Raw genomic sequence first — 19,995 nt, 5'->3', positions numbered from 1 at the left:
TGTTCTCCTTATTGTTGTAGACGGTTGCGCCAGACGGTGAGGACATCGCTGCGCGTAATCAGGCCGAGAAAACGGTCGCTGTCATGAATGACTGCCACCAGGCCGCGATCGAAAATCGGTTTCAGCTCGCTCTCAGGCGCATGTTTATCCAGCACTTCAACGTGGCGGGTCATGGCTTGCGTGACGGGCAGGGCGAAACGCGCTGCGTCGCCCGCGATATGGCTGACCAGATCCCATTCGTCGACGATACCGACGACCTTGCCGTTCTCCAGTACCGGCAGCTGTGAAATGTCATACAGGCGCATTCGCGCCAGCACGGTGGCGAGCGTGTCATCCGGCGCGGCGGTCACGGTGGCACCTTCGTCATGACGCAGGGCAATATAGTCAGACAGATCGCCCGATTGTGGGCGCGCGATCAGCCCTTGCTGGCGCATCCAGTCGTCATTAAACATTTTCGAGAGGTATTTGTTGCCGCTGTCGCAGGCAAACGTCACCACCCGTTTGGGCGTGGTTTGCGCCTGGCAATAGCGCAGCGCGGCCGCCAGCAGCGTGCCGCTCGACGAACCGGCCAGAATACCTTCGGTTTTGAGCAGTTCGCGCGCGGTGGCAAAGGCTTCCCGGTCGGTTACGCGATACGCCTGTTGCACCCCTTCGATGTGAGCCAGCGGCGGAATAAAATCTTCGCCGATGCCTTCCACCAGCCACGAACCCGCCTCCTGATAACGACCCGATTCCACCTGATCGGCCAGCACCGAACCGGCCGGATCGGCGAGGACAAATTCAGTGTGTGGCGAGTGTTCGGCAAACCACGTCTGCAATCCGCCCAGCGTTCCACCCGATCCCACGCCAACGACAATGGCGTCGATTTTGCCGTCAAGCTGTTCAAACAGCTCCGGCGCGGTGGACGTGCGATGGGCCAGCGGATTTGCCTCGTTATTGAACTGGTCAATATAAAAGGCGCCAGGCGTCTCATCTGCCAGCCGTTGGGCGTAATCCTGGTAATAGGCGGGATGACCTTTATTCACATCAGACCGCGTCAGGACAACCTGCGCACCCAGCGCCCGCAGATGGAAGATTTTTTCGCGGCTCATTTTGTCGGGCACCACCAGAATCAAGGCATATCCTTTTTGCGCGGCAATCAGCGCCAGCCCGAGTCCGGTATTTCCGGCGGTGGCTTCAATAATGATACCGCCCGGTGCGAGCAGCCCCTTGCGCTCGGCTTCGGTAATCATCGACAGCGCCACGCGGTCTTTGATAGAGCCGCCTGGATTCTGGTTTTCAAGTTTCAAAAAGAGCGAGCACATACCGGTATTCAGCTTATGCAACTGAATCATCGGCGTGCGGCCAATCAGTTCGGTAACGGAGTGATAAATCGCCATGGTCTTTTCCTGAAAGGGAACATGGCAGGATGATAGGACTATGAAATTTTCTCAATAAAGAACCTTTCACTGCCTTTTAGAACGGAAAGTAATATAAATGACGTTTTCGGCGGTAAGGACTGCAAGCCGTCAAGTGGTCTGGATGGGAGGATGTCTATCTAAGGGCAAAATGCTGCAAAAATGCGCTCTTTTACGTCAGCTACGCCGTCATATATGCATCTGGCAGATAATCATTGCTGAAAATAAGCTATTCCCTCTGCGCCTGGTTGCCACGCTACATATTTCCGTAGGTTATAAGAAAGACTATTTTGTTCATTTAAAACATGATAACGTCAGATTATTATCGTTTGGACATCCATACTGCTAAACCGCTATATGCGTAACGGATAAGTAAAATAATGATTGTTCTCAGGAATATTTCGAAGGTTTTTGACAACGGGAAAGTGTCGCTCACCGCTGTTGATAACGTCAATTTGACGGTTGAGCAGGGACAGATTTACGGAATTATTGGCTATAGCGGTGCCGGAAAAAGTACGCTGATTCGCCTGCTGAACGGCCTGGAAAAACCGACGTCTGGCAACGTGACCATTAACGGCCATGACATCTCATCTGCGAAGGGCGAAGCATTGCGCCAGGCGCGTCTGAAAATCAGCATGGTGTTCCAGCACTTTAACCTGCTGTGGTCGCGAACCGTCAGCGAGAACATTGCTTTTTCCATGCAAATCGCGGGCGTACCGAAAAACAAAATTACGGCGCGCGTAGCGGAACTGGTGGAACTGGTGGGCCTGACGGGTCGTGAAAATGCCTATCCGTCCCAGTTGAGCGGTGGGCAAAAGCAGCGCGTCGGCATTGCCCGTGCGCTGGCCAATAACCCGGATGTTTTGCTTTGCGATGAGGCAACCTCGGCGCTCGACCCGCAGACAACCGATCAGATCCTTGACCTGCTGCTCGATATTAACCGTCGCTTCAAGCTGACGATCGTGCTGATTACGCATGAAATGCACGTTGTGCGCAAAATCTGCGACCGCGTGGCGGTGATGGAAAACGGTCAGGTGGTGGAAGAGGGCGACGTCCTGAGCGTCTTCACACATCCGCAAAAACCGATTACCCAGCAGTTCGTGCGTCAGGTGAGTCAGTATCACGAGGAGGACGCGTTCAACCCGGAACTGGCAAATGAACTTGAAGGTACCGTTATCAAGCTGACGTTTACCGGACATAGCACGCACAAGCCGATTGTCGGTGAGCTAACGCTGCGTTACGGCCTGCCGTTTAACATCCTGCACGGCAAAATGACGCAAACCGCCCACGGTGTGTTTGGCCAGCTCTGGCTACACGTGGTGGCGACAGAAGAACAATTGAACAATATCCTCGCCGACCTGAAGCACAGCGATATTGACGGTGAGGTAATTAAGCATGGCTGAGACACTTTTCCCGCATCTGAAATGGGATCAACTCTGGGCGGCGACGCTCGAAACGTTGTACATGACCGCGCTGTCTGGGGTAGCAACCTTTGTGCTCGGCATTGCGCTGGGTCTGGCACTGTTCTTAACCGCGCGCGGCGGGTTGTTTCAGAACCGTACTCTGTATAGCGTGATTTCGATTGTGGTGAACGTATTCCGCTCCATCCCGTTCATCATCCTGATCGTTTTGTTGATTCCCTTCACCAAAACGATTGTCGGCACCATTCTTGGCGCGAACGCCGCACTGCCTGCACTGATTGTCGGCGCGGCCCCATTCTATGCGCGTTTGGTCGAGATCGCCCTGCGTGAAGTGGACAAAGGGGTTATCGAAGCGACGCGTTCGATGGGCGCACGCCTGAGTACCTTAATTTTTCGGGTTTTATTGCCGGAATCATCCCCTGCGCTGGTATCAGGCATCACGGTGACGCTGATTGCCCTGGTGAGCTACAGCGCCATGGCCGGGGTGATTGGGGCTGGCGGTTTGGGAAATCTGGCTTATCTGGAAGGATTCCAGCGCAACCACGGTGACGTCACGCTAGTGGCAACGGTGACCATTTTAATCATCGTTTTCATTATCCAGTATTGCGGCGATGTCATGACTTCTTTGCTCGATAAACGCTGAAAACACACATACTAAAAACACACAGGAACCGACATCATGAAAAAAACACTGACACTGATTGCCGCTGCAACCCTGAGCGCCCTGAGCTTTGCGTCCTGGGCGGACACCTTGACCGTGGGGGCATCCAACACGCCACACGCCGAAATTCTGGAGCAGGCCAAACCGATTCTGGCAAAACAGGGTATCGATCTGGAAATCAAACCGTTCCAGGACTATATCCTGCCGAACACCGCGCTAGCGGGCCGTGACATCGACGCGAACTATTTCCAGCACATTCCTTATCTGAACAGCGTGCTGAAAGATCATGCAGGCGATAAAGATTACGATTTCGTCAGCGCAGGCGCGATCCACATCGAGCCAATCGGCATTTACTCGAAAAAATACAAGTCGCTGAAAGACCTGCCGGAAGGCGGCAAAATCATCATGCGTGATGCGGTGTCAGAAGAAGGCCGTATTCTTTCCATCTTCGAGAAAGAAGGCGTTATCAAGCTGAAGCCGGGCATCGATAAAGTGACGGCGCGCATCAGCGATATCGTTGAAAACCCGAAAAAACTGAAATTCACCCCGAACGTCGAAGCTGCTCTGCTGCCGCAGATGTATAACAATGACGAAGGCGACGCGGTAGTGATTAACGCCAACTATGCCATCGACGCGGGTCTGGACCCGGTTCACGATCCTATCGCCGTAGAGAGCGGAGAAAATAACCCGTACGCCAACATCATTACTGTCCATCGTGGCGATGAGAAGAAGAAAGATATCGTGGCGCTGGTGAACGTACTGCATTCAAAAGAAATTCAGGATTGGATCCGCACCAAATATAAAGGCGCGGTTATTCCTGTAAACCATTAAACATTTATTTTTTATTAAAGCCCGGCACATTCTGCCGGGCTTTTTCTTTGTATAGATTCAGCGAATCCTTTAAGCTAGGCGAAAAGGCCAATGGAGTGAGCAAAATGGGCAATATCACCAAAGACGAAGCGCTGTATCAGGAGATGTGCCGGGTTGTCGGTAAAGTGGTTCTTGAAATGCGCGATTTAGGCCAGGAGCCAAAACACATTGTTATTGCAGGCGTATTGCGCACTTCGCTGGCAAACCAGCGCATTAAGCGCAGCGAGTTAACCACGCAGGCGATGGAAACCGTCATCAAATCGCTGGCGGGATAATCCCGGCAGCGTTTCTGGTTTGCAATAATAATACCCAGGGTTATTTATTTTCAGATATCACGTCTGAAAATCAACGTTAAAAATGAAGCGCGCATGGTGTTTACATTTAAATAAAATGTGCGAGTCATTATTCATCAAATCAAAAATGTTTTAATCGACAGCACTGTGAAATCCAAAAATTATCTAATACTTGAGTCGTATTCACGACTTTGGCTTTTTTTATGTTTTGCGCGATCTTTATCTGAGCGACACCGCGCAGGTTGGCAGCATTATTAACAGCGGTTTTATTGTCGGTAATAGCGCGGGCGTGGTGTTTGCTGATAACAGTAATACCAATCTGTTTCTTAACCGCGGCGTAAAACGGTGCGCTCGCCAGCACGATTTGTGCGGTCACGTCGTCCAGCACTGCGGCACAGGTGCATAAAAATGTGGCGCAGCTCGCGCCGCTGATGGATGGCAGCATGCCGTATATTGAGCTGAACAATCTGCGCGCATTTGGCAACATTGTGGGCGATCGTCAGGAATCCGTGCGTGGACAAGGCTACAACAGCGAGTTCAACCCGGAAAAATATCTCTGGCTCCGCCCGGTTGGCCGCTGGGATAACCAGTCGATCCGCGGGGATTACACCGGCTATAACGCAGACACGCGCGGGATTGCGATCGGGGCTGACGGATTGATCATCGACCAGACGCGACTCGGCCTGGCGCTCGGTATGAGCCGCACAGACGTGAATGACACTTCCAGCGAGATTCGCCACGATGCCCGCGTAGTAAGCTGGAACGCGCTGGCTTACGGTGGGTACGATTTCACGCCGGATACCAGCCAGAGCGTGAGTATGAAAGTGCGTTACGCATTCTAATCAGGCACGTCCTCAAAGCGCTGGCCGGGTCACCCGCCAGCGTTTTGCTATCTGCTCCAGGGCGCAGCAAAGCAGGTAATACACCACGCCGGTGAAGATAAAGATCGCTGCCGGGTAAATCTGCACCCGGTTATTGACCTGTCCGGCCACGGTCGTTAGCTCTGGAACGTTCACAATAAACGCCAGCGACGTGTCCTTTAGCAGACTGATAAATATCCCCAAAAGCGACGGCAAAATGGTGCGTAAGACCTGCGGGAGCAAGATCAGCCACAGCGTTTGCTGCGTGCCAAAACCCTGCGTCAACGCCGCTTCGTACTGCCCGGTCGGCAGTGCGCGAAGACCCGCTAACACCGAGTGCATCACCGCCGCCGCGGTAAACCATGCCAGCGCAAGGGTCACGGTGACGGCACCGGGTAAATCCCCACCGGTTAACAGCGGCAGCAAATACCACATCCAGAAAATCACAAAAATAAGCGGAATACCGCGAATCACTTCTGCCCATACATAAAGCACCTTGCGCACCATGCCTGGAAAACGCCAGGCGAGGCTCGCCAGGACAATACCCGCAGGCAGAGCCAGAACCGCTGCGCCCAACGCCATCAGCAACGTCAGCAGCACGCCGCCGGGCTGGCCTGCAGACAGACGCCCCCACAGCAAGTAATCCAGGTTATCGGTTATCGCAGCCAGTCCGGCGATCATGCGTTTTCACTCCCTGTGGCAATCGTGATTTTTTGTGCGCGCTGAATACGTTTTGCGGGAGAGGGGCCGAGTTTGCCCAGCAGCAGACCCATCAATACGCCGGTCAGCAGGTAAAGCACCGTACCGACGGTAAAGGCTTCCAGCGCATGCGCGTTATAACTTTCAATTTGCCGTACCTGATAGGTCAGCTCGGCAAAGCCAATGCCGCTGGCAAGCGAGGAGAGTTTCATTAAGTTCAGGTACTGGCCAACAACCGGCTGCCACGCATGTGCCACACCTTGTGGGAGCAAGATAAAGCGGAAGAGCTGCCATGAGGAAAACCCTTGCGCCAGCGCTGCCTGCCGCTGCCCGCGCGAGACGGCCTGTAATCCGGATTCAATCTCTTCAACCAGAAACGCAGAGGTGAACACGCCAAGCCCCCAGGCGGAACATAAAAACTCAGGCGTGAACCACCAGACGTCGCCTGGCAAAATCGACCAGGTGTGTTCGCCATTGATGTAATCGCGAAGCGTAAACGGTAGCCAGTTCCACGCCGCAAAATACCAGAACAGAAGTTGCACCAGTAACGGCGTATTGCGGAACAGCGAAACCCAGACGGAAACGACGGCTTTGCCCGTTTTACCGCCCGCCGTGCGCAACAGCAGAAACAGAATCGCCAGGCCGCTGGCGATGACCATTCCCGCCAGCGTCACCCACAGCGTGGTCAGGAAGCCGGATAAAATCCACTGCACAGGTTGTCCGGTCAACACACCTTGCCAGTCGAGAGCGGGCATTACGGCTGCTCCTGATGAAGGGGGTTTAACACTTTTTGCAGGAAACGGCGGGTGCGAGGATGTTCCGGATGCTGGAAAAATTGCGCCGGTGGGGCGGTTTCGAGGATCTCGCCGCCGTCAATAAACACCACCCGATCGGCAATTTCACGCGCGAACTGCATCTCATGCGTCACCACAATCATGGTGATCCCGCTGTGGGCGAGGGATTTCATGACCTGCAATACCTCGCCGATCATCTCGGGATCGAGCGCGGATGTCGGCTCATCAAACAGGATAATTTGAGGTGATGATGCCAGGGCGCGCGCAATGGCCACGCGCTGCTGCTGACCACCGGAAAGCTCCGCCGGATAATGGTGTGCTTTTTCTGCCATGCCGACTTGTTCGAGCAAGGCCAGTGCGCGCACCTGAGCCTGCGGCGGCGTCCAGCCGTGCACTTTTTCAAGCGCCAGACTGATGTTCTGAGCGGCGCTGAGATGGGCGTACAGATTGAATTGCTGGAACACAAATCCCACGCGGCTTCTGAGTTGGCGAAGGGCTGTGCCGGTCAGCGCGCGGGTGGGTTTATTATCAATCAGTATTTCGCCACCGTTCAGGGACTCAAGCTGATTAATGAGACGGATCAGGGTGGATTTACCGGAACCCGAGGGGCCGAGGATGGCCACCACTTCGCCGGGTGCGACGGTGAAATTTATCCCGTTAAGCACCTGATGATCGCCGTAGCGTTTGACCACATTTCGGAACTCAACGCTAGCATGTTCCAGATGTGAAAAATCCGCGGCACGAGCCGCGGAGCGTGATAATAGACCTGAGAGCATTTTACTGGGCTTCTATTTTAAAGGCGCGGGGCTGCGGTGACTGGGTTTGCGGCCCGAACCAAACGTCATAGATTTTGGCCGCTTCGCCGTTTTTCTCAAGATTAACCAGCTCGCTGTTGACGACGTTGAGCAGGGCGGTTTCGCCTTTTTTCACGCCGACGCCGATCTCTTCTTTACTGAGCAGGTCCGGCAGGATTTTGAAGTTGGCTTTATCGGGGGCTTGCGCCAGCAAGCCCGCCAGAATGGTGCTGTCCTGCGTAATCGCCTGGACGTTACCGTTACGCAGCGCGGTCAGCGCCAGCGGAATATCATCATAGGAAAGCACGCGGGATTTCGGGAAACGTTGATGCAACGCCTGTTCGCCAGTGGTCCCTTTAACCGCGCCAATGCGTGCTTTGCTGTAATCGTCGAGTTTATCCGCAGATTTTACCGGAACCAGGAATTGCTGTCCGGTCACGAAATAGGGCGTTGAGAAATCAATAACCTGAGCACGCTCCGGGGTGATGGTAATGTCCGCGACAATAAGATCGGCTTTGCCAGATTGCAGCAAAGGGATGCGGTTGGCGGGATTCGTCGCCACCAGTTCCAGCTTAACGCCCAGGGTTTTGGCGAGCGCTTTCGCAAAATCAACGTCATATCCGACGATGTCATGTGTTTTCGCATCGATGGAGCCGAACGGCGGATTCGCGTCAAAAGTGGCGACTTTCACTACCCCTGCGGCTTTGATATCCGCGAGCTGATCGGCATGAGCCTGTGTCGATAAAATGCCGCCTGCCGTCAATAAACCAAGTGCCAGTACGAGTTGCTGATAATGTTTTTTCTGCGTTGCCATAGATTCCTCTGCTTTCCCGTTGTTTTTTGTTTTGTCCCGTTACGCTCCCATAAGCGTTCGCTATCGCCAAATAAGAAATCGTTCTTTGCTATATGCAAAAAGGCATTAGTGAACAATGTGTTATCGACAAGTAGCGGAAATGAATGCATTTGCAGATAGCGCAAATCGTCTGCCGATATTGGTATTTCCATTGCGGCGAAAACGGGTGTTTAACTGAGGTCAGACAAAACGGTGGGGAGTCAGAATCATGCAAAACTGGGTGAATACGTTACGGCGGTTCTTTGCAACACCATCCGAGAGCGCGGAGAACAGTGCGCAACGTGTTATCGAGTCGGTGCTTCCGATTGCCAGTCTTTACGGCGTCGATGTCGCGAACATCGATCCGGAGTGGTTCCATGACAAAACATCACGCTGAATTACGCCAGACGCGCGTGACTTACTGGAACGAGCTGTGCAACTGCTACCTTAACGTATCAACGCATCTGCTGTGGCGTAACCGCATGGGTTACCGATGAAAGAGAAAGAGGGTGTGAAGGGGGATGGGTTTCGTCTGCACGCAACCGGCGAGCGATTGCCTGAATAAATGTTGAAAAAAAAGCACCGGAACCTGTCCGGCGCTTTGGTATTGAGAGATTAGATTTTGCAGGCGTCGCCGCAATCATCGTCAGCTACAACCGCCTGCGCTTTTTTGTCCGCGTCTTCCAGACGTTCAGCGTTGCGCTCTTCAGCTTCATCCAGGCCGTTAAACACCAGATTATCGAGATCAATTTCCATCATTTACCTGCTTTGTTCGTTTTTGTTCCTGGAACATTATAAGGCAAAAATGGACGATGAAGTACATCACCGCACGTAAGGCCAATCCCTGTCATACTCTTTCTCTGATGACATAACGGGAGAGCCCATGATTATTCTCTGCAAAACCTGTGGGACGTCTTATGACGCGCCACGGGCGACGGTTGAGCAGTGCAAAATTTGTGAGGACGAGCGCCAGTATGTTCCGGTGAGCGGCCAGGCCTGGGTCGATTTTAACACCGTAGCGACGACGCACAGCAATAAATGGCAGCAGCTTGAACCGTATCTTCTGAGCCTTAAAACGGTGCCCAAATTCGCGATTAATCAACGTGCTTTTCTGCTGAGAACCCCGCAGGGCAACGTGCTGTGGGACTGCATTGCAAACCTGGATGCCGCAACCCAAACGCTGATTGCCGCGCTCGGCGGAATCAGCGCTATCGCAATTTCTCACCCTCATTACTACACGACCATGCAGGACTGGGCGGCGGCGTTCGATGCGCCGGTTTATCTCCACGCCAGCGATCAAGAATGGGTGATGCGAGACAGCCCGGCACTGCATTTCTGGGACGAGGATGTTCTGGATATTCTGCCGTCCGTGAGGCTCATGCGGCTGGGCGGGCACTTTGCAGGTGGGACGGTGTTGCACTGGCACGAGGGTGACGGTGTGTTGCTCGCCGGTGATATTTTGCAGGTGACGCCAGGTGCGGATCGTGTCTCGTTTATGTGGAGCTATCCGAATATGCTGCCGCTGCCGGGCGCAGTGGTTGAGGATATCGCGCGCCGCCTGAGCCTCGTCAAATTTGACCGCCTGTACGGCGCGTTTGAAGGCCAGAACATCAACGCGAACGCGCATGAAATCGTGATGCATTCGAGTCAGAAATATATTTCTTGTCTCAAGTGAAGCGCGGTGGGTAAACTTCAGGAGCGTGATCCAGATCATGCCTAAACTAAAACAGATAAAAGAGACATTGCTATGCAACATATTATTGAAGGTTTTCTCAGCTTTCAAAAAGAGGTTTTCCCGCAACGTAAAGAACTCTTCCGCAGTTTAGCGTCCAGCCAGAATCCCAAAGCGCTTTTCATTTCCTGCTCGGATAGCCGCCTGGTTCCCGAACTGGTCACCCAGCAGGAACCCGGACAGCTCTTTGTCATTCGTAATGCGGGAAATATCGTACCGTCGTTCGGGCCAGAGCCGGGTGGCGTGTCAGCCACCATTGAGTACGCCGTTGTGGCGCTGGGTGTGACCGACATCGTGATTTGTGGTCACTCCAACTGCGGTGCGATGAAAGCCATTGCTGACAACGCGAATCTTGATCCTATGCCGGCTGTCTCCCACTGGTTGCGCTATTCCGACGCCGCGAAAGCGGTGGTTGAGCAGAAAACCTGGGACAACCCAACGGACAAAGTGAACGCGATGGTTCAGGAAAACGTCATCGCTCAGCTAAATAACGTCAAAACGCACCCGTCGGTCGCTGTTGGCTTGCGTAACAATGCCATCCGCCTGCATGGCTGGGTTTATGATATTGAAAGCGGCGATATTCGTGCGCTGGACAAAGACAGCAAAAGCTTTGTATCGCTGTCTGATAATCCGCAGGTTTACTTCGAGTAAGTGATCGGCGTTTCAGGGTGGGGAATTATCCCACCCTGAGTTTCATTCCCTTTCGCTGCGTTCTGTTGTCGCCTCAACCCATACACGCGTGTTGAAACAAGCACTCCAGGACGACCTCACCAAAATCAGAGCGCTTTACATCTCAATAAACGGCAGCCGTTTTCGCGTTTTTGATGTCTGGCGAACGACCGCATGGGCGATGGCTTCTCCAATTTCAGCACTGACCACCAGACCCTGTACGAAAGGCTGGTCATGCATGAGATAGGGCAACGCACCAAACGCAATTTTCCCACGAACATAGTCAGGCTCCAGTAACGTGTAATCATCGCCAACGTCCGGAATCGCATCGCCCGTGGCCGCAATTTGTTTGCGCAACGTCGGGAACGGAAGATCTTTCGTCTTCAGCGGTTTTTGCCCACGAGCATCGATAAACACATCGAATTCATAGGTTTTATCCTGCGTTCGAATCACCGTCAGATTCTCTTTTACCTCCATGTCGTAATCCGCGCCCAGCGCCACAACGCTGATGATACCTGCCTCGCGTAACGCCAGCAGCCTGCGAATCGACTCAGACGGGATGGCCGCATAATTGTCGATGAAAATGCGTGCGAGACCCGCATCAAAACGCTTTCTGTCCATTTCATTAAGATGCGGGACAATGTCCTGCACGACTTCATGCAGCCTTAGAATCGTGTAGCGCCACGGCACCGTGCGTTTGTCGCGTTTATTGCGTTCAACTTCTTCGAGGTTGGACTCAGCCCAGCAGAACGGATCGTGCCTGTGCCGCTCGGCAAACCAGGCATCGTGGAAACTGTCGGCATTCAATGTGTTGAGTGCAATGGTTTTGCTCCAGTGCGGATCGGCATGTTCAAGTTCCTGAACTATAAGGGAAAATGCACGATCCAGGAGGCCATCTGCGCCCGTCGCAATTTCGTTTTCAATGGCCTGTTCGGTCGCGAAGGTTAACGGCTCATAGGGGATAGGGCAGTAGAAATCGGCTTCTGGCAGGATACCTGAGCGAGAGGCCAGGACGATGTTAAGCGACTCGCTCCCTTCATCCAGGCGGAAAGTCACAGAATGATTATCCGTTTCAGTGAATGTACCATGCTGAATGACGACAGCCATCGCAGCATCAAGCCCACTCAGTGAGGTGCCTAAAATACCGACATTACAGGCGCTGATGTCCGCCGCCATCAGACCGGACCAGGGGCTGGGAAAGAAGGCGCGCGTAGCGGTGTCATCTTCGGGCCAGACGTGTCCGGTGGCGATAACCGCGAGATCGAAAACCTCAGGCCGGGATTGGTTTTCAGCCCATAGGGTGACGCCGTCTGACAACGCCTCCAGGTCAGTGACCTGGCATGACTCGATCACATTGACCTCAAAACCACTTTCCCGGGCCTGCTGAACGAGTTTCAGGAACTGGTCGCGGAAATACTCGCCGAGCAGAATTCGCGGCAGGAACTGCCGGACATGAAGGGATGCTTTATCCACACCGTAGCGTGTGAGGTGCCCAGTATCCTGAGTCCGCAACCAGTCAATATAAGTTGAGAAAAGAGGCGGTATTTCTATGCTGGCGATATTCGCCAGCATCATCCGGGAATTATCTTCACCGCTGTACGGCATCCCGACACCGGCTTCTTCGGCTTGCTCGTAGATCGTTACGGAAAGTGGCGTCTTGTGTTTGAGCAGAGAGAAAAACGTGTAGATACCCGTAGGCCCGGCTCCAATTATCGCAATTTTCTTCATCGTGACTTACCTGTTTTATTGTACCGACTCCATGGGAAATAATGGCCATGCAGAATAATTGTGGTAGAAAACGGGTAATGAGCAAATGAAGCGATGGGAGGAATTTAGCAAACGAATGAATTAGGACTGAAAAGAGGAGATGTGCACCATTTCAGAGCTGAAATGGTGCGTCCGAGTGGACTCGAACCACCGACCCCCACCATGTCAAGGTGGTGCTCTAACCAACTGAGCTACGGACGCAAAATGGTGCGTTCAATTGGACTCGAACCAACGACCCCCACCATGTCAAGGTGGTGCTCTAACCAACTGAGCTATGAACGCAACGTGTTGTCTGGGACAACGGGGACGAATATTAGCGGCACCGGGGAGATCAGGCAAGAGGGAAATCGCGATTTTCTTTCGGATTTCACGCGATTGCGGAATTACCGCGCAAAGTGAAGAGAAAGTAGCCGCCCGCAGGCGGCCATCGGTGATTTAGCGTGCCGCGCGTTGTAAAATGACGCTGGACGGCTGGCGTTGCAGGAAGCGCATCCGCAGCATCATCAGGATAGCAGCGGACGTCAAACCGATGATAAAGCCCATCCAGAATCCGGCTGGTCCCATGCGGTCAACGACCAGATCCGTCAGCGCCAGAATATAACCGGTGGGCAAGCCCAATACCCAGTAAGCGGTGAACGTAATAAAGAAGATCGAACGCGTATCTTTATAGCCACGCAGGATGCCGCTGCCGATAACCTGAATAGAATCAGAAAGTTGATATATCGCGGCTAACAGCATGAGCTGCGATGCCAGGGTAATCACTTCCGGATTGTCATTATAGAGCAGGGCGATTTGCTCGCGCAGCGTGACGGTAAAGAGTGCCGTGCAGAACGCCATACAAACCCCCACACCCAACCCCGTGCGCGCAGCAGTTTGTGCATCGAGCGTTGAACCTTGTCCCAAGCGGTAGCCCACGCGAATAGTCACCGCAGCGGCCAGCGACATGGGCAGAACGAACATCAGGGAGCTGAAATTCAGCGCGATCTGGTGCCCTGCAACATCCACAATTCCCAGCGGCGAAACCAGCAGAGCGACCACGGCAAACAGCGTCACCTCGAAAAAGAGCGCCAGAGCGATAGGTAAACCCAACTGTGTCAGGCGTTTCAGAACATCCATATCTGGTTTGCTGAAGCGTTGTTCATTGCGAATGTCACGCATGGAACGCGCGCGCTTCACATAGGAAATCATGCAAAAGAACATAACCCAATAAACAGCAGCCGTTGCCACGCCACAGCCCACGCCGCCCAGTTCAGGCATGCCGAAATGACCATAAATGAAGATGTAGTTGACCGGAATGTTGACCAGCAGGCCGATAAAGCCCATCACCATACCCGGTTTTGTTTTGGCCAGGCCTTCGCACTGATTTCGCGCGACCTGAAAGAACAGATAGCCGGGAGCACCCCAGAGCAGGGCGCGTAAGTAGCCGACGGCTTTATCCGCCAGCGCGGGATCGATGTTATCCATGGAGCGAATGATATAACCCGCATTCCACAGCACCACCATGATCAGAATGGAGACAAATCCGGCCAGCCAGAAACCCTGACGCACCTGATGAGCGATCCGCTCGCGACGTCCTGAACCATTCAGCTGCGCAATAACGGGCGTCAGCGCGAGCAGCAGGCCGTGACCAAAGAGAATCGCGGGGAGCCAGATAGAGGTACCGATCGCCACGGCAGCCATGTCGGTGGCGCTGTAACCACCGGCCATCACCGTATCCACGAATCCCATTGAGGTTTGAGCGACTTGCGCGATGATCACTGGTATTGCCAGTGCCAATAACTGACGCGCTTCAAGCATGTACTTCTGCACGTGAACACCTTTTATATTGTTGTTATTTGAAAGACTACAAAACCCGCCATAACTGGCAGCAAGAAGAAAATGCAGGGGGGATGCCAGCTATTGTAGCGGGGTTTATTCATTTATCTAGTGAAAAAATCGTCAGGAAATGCGCTCTACTGGCAACCTGTTTTTCCACCTGTTATTGTGATGCGATTAAACGGTGTCAAAGCCGCGCGGATAAAAAAGGAGTGATAAGCATGTTTACTGGTATCGTGCAGGGCACAGCAAAACTGGTGTCTATCGATGAGAAACCCAATTTCCGTACCCATGTTGTGGAGCTGCCGGAGCATATGCTCGACGGGCTGGAAACAGGTGCATCGGTTGCGCACAACGGTTGCTGTCTGACGGTAACGGAGATTAACGGTAATCGTATTAGCTTTGATCTGATGAAAGAGACGCTGCGTATTACCAATTTGGGTGAACTGGTCGAGGGCGATACGGTAAACGTTGAGCGCGCGGCAAAATTTAGCGATGAAATTGGCGGCCATTTAATGTCAGGTCATATTATGACCACTGCTGAGATTTCGAAAATTCTCACCTCTGAACACAACCGCCAGATCTGGTTTAAGCTCCAGGATCCCACTCTGATGAAATACATTTTGTATAAGGGATTTATCGGCGTAGATGGGATTAGCCTGACGGTTGGCGAAGTTACCCCAACGCGTTTCTGTGTGCATTTGATTCCAGAAACGCTGCAGCGCACCACGCTTGGCAACAAAAAGCTCGGTCATCGCATCAATATCGAAATTGATCCGCAAACTCAGGCGGTAGTCGACACCGTCGAGCGCGTACTGGCCGCTAAACAAGCTGCAAGCCAATTCAGCGCAGAAGAATAACTCAGTACTTTTATCTGTAGTGCCGGGCGTTTAGTTATTTGGGACGCCCGCATAATTCATCCGGAAATGGTCATCGTTTCCGGATTTTTTATGCGTGCTACTCAGCGATACGCTCCATTTTGCCTCAACGTTTATCAGCGCAGCCTGAGTGGTCTCAACGCTTTTTTAAACCTGATCCGTCTCATGCGCATCAAACCTATTTTTTGAAAACACGTTCGTCACAAAAAAACATTCTCGCTTGACTAGAATGGCAGTTACAAAATCATAACGCTATTCCTTGGTTTGGAAACCTATCCATAACAATTAAAATGAAACATTATTTTAATTTAAAGTTAACTGCGTTTCTTTTGTGATTTAGTTATCAGTTAACCCGTTGGGAGTAGTGCTAGTATGCTGGCGATTTGAGTTTCTTATAAAACGCTCGCCATGAGCATAAAATATCTGACTGGGATACGATAATGGATATACTATTAGGGTTAGTGAAAACGCCCGCCGTAATAATAGCGATTGTGGCATTTCTTGGTTTGTTATTCCAAAAGGCATCGGTATCAAGACTGATAACCGGGACGGCGCTTTCTTTTATTGGCTTTACAATGATAAAAGTGGGCGGCAGCATTTTAATGAAAGTGCTGACAGCGTTCAGTTCACTGTTCTCAAAAGCTTTTGATATCGTGGGTGTGGTTCCCAGCAATGAAGCGATTATGGCCGCAACAATTGATAAATTAGGGGCGACAGCGGCGCTTATTCTTCTGTTTTCGATGATTCTTAATATTATTTTGGCGCGATTCACACGCTTCAAGTTTATTTATCTTTCCCTGCATCTCGTCTTATTTATGGCCTTCGCGCTCACTGCGGTATTAATGCAATTTGGATTTAGTAATTACCAAATGGTGATTATATGTTCAGGGCTGATCGGGACTTACATGGCGGTGTCACCCTTTATCCTTAACCGCTTTAGCCGTGAAATTATCGGTTCGGATGAGTATGCCATTTCCCATGCGGCCATCTCATCTTATATTATTGGCTCATACATGGGGAAATGGTTTGGTAACAAAAGTACTGATACTGAACATCTGAAAATCAGTAATAAATTTGATTTTATTCGTGAGCCGAATATCGCCACGCTATTAACCATGCTGGTTTTACTGCTTATCTCTTGTTTATTTGCGACCCAACCTCAAGTCAAAGACGCTATGACGATGGTTTACGGCCCAGGCGCAGGCGATAAAAACGTTGTTATTTTCATTCTTGAGCAATCCGCTATTTTTGCCTGCGGTCTCTATCTGGCTAAAGCGGGTGTGAATCTGTTTACTGCCGAAATTGTTCCCGCCTTTAAAGGCTTTGCTCGCGTGTTCGCCCCAGGTGCTGTGCCTGCCGTTGATGTCATGGTGCTGTTTACCAAAGCGCCAAACGCAACGTTAATCGGTTTCCTGATAAGCTTTATTGTTGAACTGGTTTGTATCTTAATTTTCCCGGTCATTGGTCTTCCTATTATTGTACCAGGCATCATGGCAAGCTTTATTACGGGGGGCGCGGCGGCTATCTTTGGTAACGCAACCGGTGGTTTCCGAGGGGCAGTGATTGCCAGCGGAATTAACGGTTTGCTGTTATGCGTTTTGCCCGCGCTGACGCTGCCGATTTTCTCTCAGCTGGGCGCTCACGGCGTCACATTTGCTGACCCGGACTTCACCATTCCTTCCCTTATTTTGGATTATATTTTACGCCTCTTCAGCTAATGCTTTTATGGCCGGTCGGTTAAAGTCTTGTTGGCCGGTATGAACGGCTGAGGGGCAATAAACTCACCGTTCATATGGCAAAAAAAATCCGGGAATGGTCATCGTTTCCGGATTTTTTATTGTGTTCTATGACGCGTAATAACTATCGCGGTACGCGCAGGCCGTGCTCCACACCTCTGCTAAATACCACCTGCCACAGCTGGATATCGCGGGCGCGAAATGCCCCCGCACAAGCGTTCAAATAATAACTAAACATCCGCCTGAAACGATCTGAATAGTTATCGGCAATGTCAGGCCAGGAGGCCTGAAAACGCGTATGCCAGGCCATCAAGGTGGTATCGTAATCTGCGCCAAAATTATGCCAGTCTTCCATCACGTAAAAAGGCTCGCTGGCTTTCGCAATCTGGCGGACCGAAGGGAGACAGCCATTCGGGAAAATGTACTTATTGATCCACGGGTCGACTGTATGGTCCGTTTTTTTGGAACCGATTGTGTGGAGTAGGAAAACGCCGTCTGGCTTGAGATTGCGATCGGTGACGCTGAAATAGGTATCGTAATTTTTGGGCCCGACGTGTTCAAACATCCCAACAGAGACGATGCGATCAAACTGATCGTGGAGGTCTCGGTAATCCTGCAACAAAATAGTCACGTCCAGACCCTCGCAGCGGACCTGAGCCATTTTTTGCTGTTCGGCGGAAATGGTCACGCCCACCACGCTGACACCGTAATTTTTGGCCATGTAATACGCCAGTCCCCCCCAGCCGCAGCCAATGTCCAGCACGCGCATGCCGGGTTGTAACTGTAGTTTCTCGCAGATGAGGTGGAGTTTGGCCAACTGAGCCTCCTCGAGCGTTGAGGCATCTTTCCAGTAAGCGCAAGAATACTGCATCAAGGGGTCCAGCATACGCGTGAACAGGTCATTGCCGAGGTCGTAATGTTCCTTCCCGACAATCCATGCGCGCTTTTTACTTTGCAGATTAAACAGGCGTGCGGAGGCGATGCGTAAAGTGTCTCTCAGGTGATGAGGGAGCTGACTATCAAGGCCGGCGCGCAGGACGTTGTTGAAAAAAACATCCAGCCGCTCACATTCCCACCAGCCGTCCATAAAGCTTTCGCCCAATCCGAGGGAGCCCTCCTGTAACACGCGCTTAAAAAAATCGGGATGTTTGACCTGGATATCAGAAGGGGCAGGCCCGTTGACGGTAATGCCCGCACGACTCAATAACTCACTGACGATTCGGGACCAATTGTCGTCCCGAAGGCTGACTTCTTCTATGCACGATGAACTCATAGCTTCTCCATCACCTGATGTGATCAGAACCTTCAAACAGCGTAGCCGCTTTTTATGGTTTGTGAGAAGTCTCACGGAATTATCCGTAAGGCTAGTATCCGACGTAGAACAGAGGAAGGGAGATAACCCTTGCCGAAAAGCCTTCCATGGTAAAACGGGAGCACTCCGGCTCCCGTTAACAGAGAGTATTTATCGTATTTATATGAACCAAATTTAGTATAGGCTTCAAAAATTACGCATTCAACTGAAAGTTGTTAGCAGCCTAATCACGCATAAATCACATAATTACGTTCACGACGATGCTTGCGACGATTCTATCGGCGTTCCATTTGGCGTGTTTTCAGTTGCCGAAACTTGCATGCGATAACCGAGTGCAGCAAGCGCGACCGTCACCAGCATCACGCTGGTGGTCGTCATCAGCGGCGTGGCGATCAACGCCGAGACAATCAGGCTTGAGAGGAAACACAGACCCAGTTGCAGCGTGTTTTGTAACGCCGCAGCACGACCTGTCGCATGAGGGAACGGACGCAACGCCTGGGCAACCACGATCGGATAGATAGCACCGTTAGCGACGGCCATCACGCAGAACGGGATTAAGATTTCAGCCAGGCCGACGTTTGGAATAAACCCGACAGCCCAGGTGCCGATGACGCTCAGGGCGTACAGCACCAGCAGCCAGGGCAGCATCTTTTGACCCTCCCATTTTTGCAGCGCTGCGCGACAGCCATAACCACCGACCAGGAAAGCGATGGTCTGCGGCACGTAGCTCAGGCCAATCACTGCAGGGGTGTAACCCATGTCGTGCAAAATGAACGGTGACCCGGTGAGCCAGGCAAAGAAGCTGGCGGAACAGGCCGCGTAAATCAGCACATTTCCGCGATAAGCGCGGGAACGCAGCAGTGACATAAAGGTGACGCGAGCCGCATTGTTCTCGACTGGTTTGGCTTGAGCGGGTTTGAGCGCAAAAGCGGGCAGCATCAGAACCAGGGTGATGATAAACAGCGTGGCAAAGATCGCCTGCCAGTCAAAATGCACCAGAATCCAGCTCCCGATCAGCGGAGCCAGGGCCGGCGAAAGCCCCACGAGCGGCATGATGGTCGCAAAAATGCGGTTAACGCGCGATGCGGGATAATAGTCGGTGACCAGCGCCTGCCAGGTCACGGCAGCAGCACACACGCCAAACGCCTGTACAAAGCGCAGTACCAGCAGCCAGGTTGCATCGCGCACCCACAGCATGCCCAGACAACCCAGCGCAAAAATAGTTAAGCCAAGAAGAAGAATAGGCTTGCGACCATAACGGTCAGAGAGCGGTCCCCACAACAGTTGTGCAAGCGCAAAACCGGCCAGGAATACGCTGAGGCTGGCGCTGATCGCGGCAGCAGGTGTCTGCAAATCTTGCTGCATCGCGGCAAACGCCGGCAGATACATGTCGGTAGCCAAAAAGCCCAGCACGCTCAAACCGCCGAGCCAGACTAAGAATCCTTTGTTGGGTTGCATTGTTATT

20 protein-coding genes and 2 tRNA genes are annotated in these 19,995 nt (G+C 52.3%); 9 read left to right on the top strand and 13 right to left on the bottom strand.

Annotation, left to right across the window (positions count from 1 at the left end; translation table 11 throughout):
• Window positions 1-8: 8 nt before the first annotated feature.
• Window positions 9-1,379: a pyridoxal-phosphate dependent enzyme gene (locus tag ACKI5T_RS01050; RefSeq protein WP_407434969.1), complete on the bottom strand. Its 1,371-nt coding sequence runs from the start codon at window positions 1,377-1,379 to the stop codon at window positions 9-11.
• A gap of 398 nt (window positions 1,380-1,777) precedes the next feature.
• On the opposite strand from ACKI5T_RS01050, the gene ACKI5T_RS01045 reads away from it, so the two are divergent.
• The 4 genes from ACKI5T_RS01045 (at window position 1,778) to fumD (ending at window position 4,624) form a co-directional block, all read left to right on the top strand.
• Complete coding sequence (locus tag ACKI5T_RS01045; protein WP_133632386.1) at window positions 1,778-2,800, top strand: ATP-binding cassette domain-containing protein; 1,023 nt, start codon at window positions 1,778-1,780, stop codon at window positions 2,798-2,800.
• Window positions 2,793-3,461, top strand: a complete 669-nt coding sequence (locus ACKI5T_RS01040) for a methionine ABC transporter permease (RefSeq protein WP_012017166.1) — start codon at window positions 2,793-2,795, stop codon at window positions 3,459-3,461. The genes ACKI5T_RS01045 and ACKI5T_RS01040 overlap by 8 nt, the downstream gene beginning before the upstream one ends.
• Window positions 3,462-3,497: 36 nt before the next feature.
• Window positions 3,498-4,310 (top strand): MetQ/NlpA family ABC transporter substrate-binding protein, encoded by an 813-nt coding sequence (locus tag ACKI5T_RS01035; RefSeq protein ID WP_407434966.1) that lies wholly within the window; start codon window positions 3,498-3,500, stop codon window positions 4,308-4,310.
• Between the two features lie 104 nt (window positions 4,311-4,414).
• The gene (gene fumD / locus ACKI5T_RS01030) at window positions 4,415-4,624 is read left to right on the top strand and encodes a fumarate hydratase FumD (RefSeq protein WP_012017168.1); all 210 of its coding nucleotides are present in this window, start codon (window positions 4,415-4,417) and stop codon (window positions 4,622-4,624) included.
• 139 nt (window positions 4,625-4,763) lie between these two features.
• Here fumD and ACKI5T_RS01025 read toward each other — a convergent pair whose 3' ends face one another.
• Entirely contained in the window at window positions 4,764-5,018 is a 255-nt protein-coding gene (locus ACKI5T_RS01025; protein WP_407434964.1) for a hypothetical protein, read from the bottom strand.
• Window positions 5,019-5,052: 34 nt separating this feature from the next.
• Here ACKI5T_RS01025 and ACKI5T_RS01020 point away from each other — a divergent pair, with 34 nt between their 5' ends.
• Window positions 5,053-5,484: an autotransporter domain-containing protein gene (locus ACKI5T_RS01020; RefSeq protein WP_407434962.1), complete on the top strand. Its 432-nt coding sequence runs from the start codon at window positions 5,053-5,055 to the stop codon at window positions 5,482-5,484.
• Window positions 5,485-5,496: 12 nt separating this feature from the next.
• Here ACKI5T_RS01020 and ACKI5T_RS01015 read toward each other — a convergent pair whose 3' ends face one another.
• From ACKI5T_RS01015 to ACKI5T_RS00995, 5 genes are all read right to left on the bottom strand, one after another.
• Window positions 5,497-6,183: an amino acid ABC transporter permease gene (locus ACKI5T_RS01015; protein ID WP_407434960.1), complete on the bottom strand. Its 687-nt coding sequence runs from the start codon at window positions 6,181-6,183 to the stop codon at window positions 5,497-5,499.
• Entirely contained in the window at window positions 6,180-6,956 is a 777-nt protein-coding gene (locus tag ACKI5T_RS01010) for an amino acid ABC transporter permease (RefSeq protein WP_407434958.1), read from the bottom strand. Before ACKI5T_RS01010 ends, ACKI5T_RS01015 begins: the two co-directional genes overlap by 4 nt.
• Complete coding sequence (locus ACKI5T_RS01005) at window positions 6,956-7,771, bottom strand: amino acid ABC transporter ATP-binding protein (RefSeq protein ID WP_407434956.1); 816 nt, start codon at window positions 7,769-7,771, stop codon at window positions 6,956-6,958. Before ACKI5T_RS01005 ends, ACKI5T_RS01010 begins: the two co-directional genes overlap by 1 nt.
• Window position 7,772: 1 nt before the next feature.
• The gene (locus ACKI5T_RS01000) at window positions 7,773-8,603 is read right to left on the bottom strand and encodes an ABC transporter substrate-binding protein (protein ID WP_407434954.1); all 831 of its coding nucleotides are present in this window, start codon (window positions 8,601-8,603) and stop codon (window positions 7,773-7,775) included.
• Between the two features lie 633 nt (window positions 8,604-9,236).
• On the bottom strand, window positions 9,237-9,377 hold the full coding sequence (locus ACKI5T_RS00995) for a hypothetical protein (protein ID WP_072241814.1): 141 nt from the start codon (window positions 9,375-9,377) through the stop codon (window positions 9,237-9,239).
• Between the two features lie 127 nt (window positions 9,378-9,504).
• Here ACKI5T_RS00995 and ACKI5T_RS00990 point away from each other — a divergent pair, with 127 nt between their 5' ends.
• Together ACKI5T_RS00990 and ACKI5T_RS00985 are read left to right on the top strand one after the other, a co-directional pair.
• Window positions 9,505-10,296, top strand: coding sequence for an MBL fold metallo-hydrolase (locus tag ACKI5T_RS00990; protein WP_407434952.1), 792 nt, complete (start codon window positions 9,505-9,507; stop codon window positions 10,294-10,296).
• A gap of 72 nt (window positions 10,297-10,368) precedes the next feature.
• Window positions 10,369-11,004: a carbonic anhydrase gene (locus tag ACKI5T_RS00985; RefSeq protein ID WP_059178136.1), complete on the top strand. Its 636-nt coding sequence runs from the start codon at window positions 10,369-10,371 to the stop codon at window positions 11,002-11,004.
• Between the two features lie 135 nt (window positions 11,005-11,139).
• Here the strand turns inward: ACKI5T_RS00985 and ACKI5T_RS00980 are convergent, their stop codons facing one another.
• The 4 genes from ACKI5T_RS00980 to mdtK all read right to left on the bottom strand — a co-directional run bounded on the left by ACKI5T_RS00980 (window position 11,140) and on the right by mdtK (window position 14,598).
• Window positions 11,140-12,750 (bottom strand): FAD-NAD(P)-binding protein, encoded by a 1,611-nt coding sequence (locus tag ACKI5T_RS00980; RefSeq protein ID WP_407434950.1) that lies wholly within the window; start codon window positions 12,748-12,750, stop codon window positions 11,140-11,142.
• Window positions 12,751-12,913: 163 nt separating this feature from the next.
• Window positions 12,914-12,990 (bottom strand) — tRNA-Val (locus ACKI5T_RS00975).
• Window positions 12,991-12,994: 4 nt separating this feature from the next.
• Window positions 12,995-13,071: transfer RNA gene (locus ACKI5T_RS00970), tRNA-Val, on the bottom strand.
• 153 nt (window positions 13,072-13,224) lie between these two features.
• Entirely contained in the window at window positions 13,225-14,598 is a 1,374-nt protein-coding gene (gene mdtK, locus ACKI5T_RS00965) for an MdtK family multidrug efflux MATE transporter (protein ID WP_407434948.1), read from the bottom strand.
• Between the two features lie 227 nt (window positions 14,599-14,825).
• Here mdtK and ACKI5T_RS00960 point away from each other — a divergent pair, with 227 nt between their 5' ends.
• Both ACKI5T_RS00960 and ACKI5T_RS00955 read left to right on the top strand, forming a co-directional pair.
• Window positions 14,826-15,464 carry a riboflavin synthase subunit alpha gene (locus tag ACKI5T_RS00960; RefSeq protein WP_407434946.1) on the top strand — a complete coding sequence of 213 codons (639 nt, stop codon included), beginning with the start codon at window positions 14,826-14,828 and terminating at the stop codon, window positions 15,462-15,464.
• A gap of 458 nt (window positions 15,465-15,922) precedes the next feature.
• Window positions 15,923-17,200 carry a PTS ascorbate transporter subunit IIC gene (locus tag ACKI5T_RS00955; RefSeq protein WP_012017179.1) on the top strand — a complete coding sequence of 426 codons (1,278 nt, stop codon included), beginning with the start codon at window positions 15,923-15,925 and terminating at the stop codon, window positions 17,198-17,200.
• A gap of 142 nt (window positions 17,201-17,342) precedes the next feature.
• Here ACKI5T_RS00955 and cfa read toward each other — a convergent pair whose 3' ends face one another.
• Window positions 17,343-18,491: a cyclopropane fatty acyl phospholipid synthase gene (cfa, locus tag ACKI5T_RS00950; protein ID WP_407434944.1), complete on the bottom strand. Its 1,149-nt coding sequence runs from the start codon at window positions 18,489-18,491 to the stop codon at window positions 17,343-17,345.
• A 291-nt stretch (window positions 18,492-18,782) separates the two neighbouring features.
• Window positions 18,783-19,988, bottom strand: coding sequence for a purine nucleoside transporter PunC (gene punC / locus ACKI5T_RS00945; RefSeq protein ID WP_407434942.1), 1,206 nt, complete (start codon window positions 19,986-19,988; stop codon window positions 18,783-18,785).
• Window positions 19,989-19,995: the final 7 nt, after the last annotated feature.

The organism is Lelliottia sp., from assembly GCF_045627565.1.
Classification (GTDB): Bacteria; Pseudomonadota; Gammaproteobacteria; order Enterobacterales; family Enterobacteriaceae; genus Enterobacter.
This window is presented reverse-complemented; position numbering and strand designations above follow the sequence as displayed.

What these genes read in the sequence shown, in the direction of transcription:
- ACKI5T_RS01050 (WP_407434969.1), bottom strand. Translation starts at nt 1,379, where the DNA reads ATGGCGATTTATCACTCCGTTACCGAACTGATTGGCCGCACGCCGATG.
- ACKI5T_RS01045 (WP_133632386.1), top strand. Translation starts at nt 1,778, where the DNA reads ATGATTGTTCTCAGGAATATTTCGAAGGTTTTTGACAACGGGAAAGTG.
- ACKI5T_RS01040 (WP_012017166.1), top strand. Translation starts at nt 2,793, where the DNA reads ATGGCTGAGACACTTTTCCCGCATCTGAAATGGGATCAACTCTGGGCG.
- ACKI5T_RS01035 (WP_407434966.1), top strand. Translation starts at nt 3,498, where the DNA reads ATGAAAAAAACACTGACACTGATTGCCGCTGCAACCCTGAGCGCCCTG.
- fumD (WP_012017168.1), top strand. Translation starts at nt 4,415, where the DNA reads ATGGGCAATATCACCAAAGACGAAGCGCTGTATCAGGAGATGTGCCGG.
- ACKI5T_RS01015 (WP_407434960.1), bottom strand. Translation starts at nt 6,183, where the DNA reads ATGATCGCCGGACTGGCTGCGATAACCGATAACCTGGATTACTTGCTG.
- ACKI5T_RS01010 (WP_407434958.1), bottom strand. Translation starts at nt 6,956, where the DNA reads ATGCCCGCTCTCGACTGGCAAGGTGTGTTGACCGGACAACCTGTGCAG.
- ACKI5T_RS01005 (WP_407434956.1), bottom strand. Translation starts at nt 7,771, where the DNA reads ATGCTCTCAGGTCTATTATCACGCTCCGCGGCTCGTGCCGCGGATTTT.
- ACKI5T_RS01000 (WP_407434954.1), bottom strand. Translation starts at nt 8,603, where the DNA reads ATGGCAACGCAGAAAAAACATTATCAGCAACTCGTACTGGCACTTGGT.
- ACKI5T_RS00995 (WP_072241814.1), bottom strand. Translation starts at nt 9,377, where the DNA reads ATGGAAATTGATCTCGATAATCTGGTGTTTAACGGCCTGGATGAAGCT.
- ACKI5T_RS00990 (WP_407434952.1), top strand. Translation starts at nt 9,505, where the DNA reads ATGATTATTCTCTGCAAAACCTGTGGGACGTCTTATGACGCGCCACGG.
- ACKI5T_RS00985 (WP_059178136.1), top strand. Translation starts at nt 10,369, where the DNA reads ATGCAACATATTATTGAAGGTTTTCTCAGCTTTCAAAAAGAGGTTTTC.
- ACKI5T_RS00980 (WP_407434950.1), bottom strand. Translation starts at nt 12,750, where the DNA reads ATGAAGAAAATTGCGATAATTGGAGCCGGGCCTACGGGTATCTACACG.
- ACKI5T_RS00960 (WP_407434946.1), top strand. Translation starts at nt 14,826, where the DNA reads ATGTTTACTGGTATCGTGCAGGGCACAGCAAAACTGGTGTCTATCGAT.
- ACKI5T_RS00955 (WP_012017179.1), top strand. Translation starts at nt 15,923, where the DNA reads ATGGATATACTATTAGGGTTAGTGAAAACGCCCGCCGTAATAATAGCG.
- cfa (WP_407434944.1), bottom strand. Translation starts at nt 18,491, where the DNA reads ATGAGTTCATCGTGCATAGAAGAAGTCAGCCTTCGGGACGACAATTGG.
- punC (WP_407434942.1), bottom strand. Translation starts at nt 19,988, where the DNA reads ATGCAACCCAACAAAGGATTCTTAGTCTGGCTCGGCGGTTTGAGCGTG.